We start from the raw sequence: 2,420 nt of genomic DNA, 5'->3' as shown, positions 1-2,420 counted from the left end.
GCTGACGAGGACGTAGCCGTCGGTGGTGAATTCCATGCCCCCGACGACGATCGGCCCGGCCGTGTTATCGACCGTCACCGTGCCGCCATTGGCCTGGAAGATGGCCACGTCGTTGGCGGCGAAGGGGCCATGGAGGCCCGAGCCGTTGATATCCGTCCAGTTCGTATCGCTTGCCGACCATATGCCCGAGCCGCCCTGGATGCCGGATCCCGTGTTCGGGTCCCAGTAATTGAGCGTCACGCCCGTTGGAACGAAGACGAAGCTGATCCTGCCGTCGACCGCGGTCTGCGCGTGGAACTGGCCGCCATAAGCGCCGTTGTTGAGGGCGGTGAGGTCGAGCGCCAGATTGGCCGCGCCGCTTCCCGCCGTGGTGCCGTTATACTTCATTAGGCCATAGACCCAGCCGGCATTGGGGTCGAAGGCGACGCCCGGATCGGCGGTGACGGTGGCCTTCGAGCCCGCCTGGAAGGTCGCAGTGCCCTTCACATCCACCATCAGCGCCTCGGTGTCGGTGGCGGGCGACGCGCCATATTTGTAGGACAGCGTGCCGTTGTTCGCGACGGTGAGGCCCCCATCGATGGTGAGCTTGTTAGAAATATTGGCGGCGTCGGTGTAGGAATAGAGCGTGCCGCCGTTGTTCACCGTCGCATTGCCGCCGATGGTGCCCTTGCCCTGCAGCGTGCCCGCATTGACCGTGACCGACGAGCCGGCCGTCCCCAGCGTGCCGTCGACCTGCAATATCCCGCCGCCGACGGTGGTCGCCCCGGCGAAGGCGGAACTGTTGCCGGACAGGATCATGGCGCCGGAGCCCTGCTTGATGAGCGCGCCCGTGCCGGTGATCGCCCCCCAATAGTCGAGGGAAGCGGTGGCCTGGTTGATGGTCAGCGTGTTGCCGCCGAGGGCGACCGTGCCTGTCGTGACATTGGCGCTGCTGTCAAGCCCGCCCAGAGTGATGTCGAAGCCGCCCAGATCGGCGGTGCCGCCGTCGACGGTGAGGATGTTGGTCGGATCGCCGAAGGCCTTGGCGGAGCCGGCCTGCAGCGTTCCCTGATTGACGGTGATATCGCCTATGAAGTCATTGGCGGTGCCCGAGAGGATCTGCGTGCCCGCGCCGTCCATGACGAGCGCGCCGCTGCCGGTGACCTTGCCACCATAGCTGTTACTGGCCCCGGCGCCGGGCTTCAGCGTCAGCGTGGCACTGCCCAGATTGACCGTGTTCCCCACGCCGGTCCCGGCGAGACCGGCGACGAACACGTCATTTCCGTTGAGATCGGCGGTGCCGGCATTGACGGTGAGCAGCCCCGTGCCAAAGGCGGAACTGGGTACGCCCGGAGACGGAGGATTCAAGGCTGCAACGCCGGCCTTGACCGTGCCGCCGCCATCGATGGTCAGGCCGCCGGAGAAGGTGTTGGCTCCGGCCAGCGTCAGCGAGCCCGAGCCGTCCATGACAAGGCTGCCTGCCCCGGAAATGTCGGTGAGAACGGGTGTCGTTGCTGCAACGGTCTGTGTGATTGTCAGCTTCGAGGCGGTTCCGGCGGCATTTTGCAGCACGATATTGCCGCCGGCGCCGGAAAGCTCCGTCTGCGTCAGATCGAACCCGTTGAGATTGGCCGTCCCGGCATCGACCTGAAGCGCGCCATTGCCGAACGCGGTGTCGCTGCCGGCGATGAGGGCGCCGCCCTGCACAACCGTCCCGCCCGTATAAAGATTGTTGCCCGATAACGTCTGCGCGCCTGTGCCCTGCTTGGTGAACCTGCCCGTGCCCGAGAGCTCCCCGGAATAGGTTTCGGGAGTGGTACCGGTGTAATTCACCGTCAGTTCGCCTTGGGGCGTGCCGGTATTGGTGCCAAGCGAGATATTGCCCGCGCCGGAAAGCCCGCTCACCGTCTGCTTGGTATTGTTGAGATCGGCGCTGCCCCCGGTCATCGTCAGCGGCCCCGAGCCGAGCGCATTGTCGGCCCCCGCCGTCACCTTGCCACCCTCCACCGTCAGCCCCCCAGCAAAGGCGTTGGCGCTCGCCAGCGTCAGATTGCCCGCGCCTTGCTTGACGAGACTGCCCGGCCCGGTAATCGTCCCATAATAGGTGCTATTGGCCGCCTGGTTGACCGTCAGCGTCGATGTCGTTCCGGTGGTGGTGTTGTCGCTAAGCTTGATCTCGCCGGTGCTGGGGTCGCCGCTCGCAAGCCCGCCCACCGTCATCGAGTAGCCGTTGAGATCGGCGACGCCCCCGCTATTCACCGTCAGCACGCCCGAGCCATAGGCGCTGGCCGAACCGGCGGTCACCGTGCCGCCATCGATGGTCAGCCCGCCCGAAAACTGGTTGTTGCCCGAAAGGACCAGATCGCCCGTGCCCTCCTTCACCAGGCTGCCCGTGCCGGTCATGTTGCCGGAATAGGTCTGCGCGGTGCCGCCCGTATAGT

1 protein-coding gene is annotated in these 2,420 nt (G+C 65.8%); it reads right to left on the bottom strand.

All coding sequences use genetic code 11. The features are described 5' to 3' along the window. Window positions 1-2,420, bottom strand: a 2,420-nt coding sequence (locus IEX53_RS23495; RefSeq protein WP_188826589.1) for an autotransporter-associated beta strand repeat-containing protein, incomplete at both ends; no start/stop codon positions are given.

This window comes from Paramesorhizobium endophyticum, from assembly GCF_014640615.1.
Classification (GTDB): domain Bacteria; phylum Pseudomonadota; class Alphaproteobacteria; order Rhizobiales; family Rhizobiaceae; genus Paramesorhizobium; species Paramesorhizobium endophyticum.
This window is presented reverse-complemented; position numbering and strand designations above follow the sequence as displayed.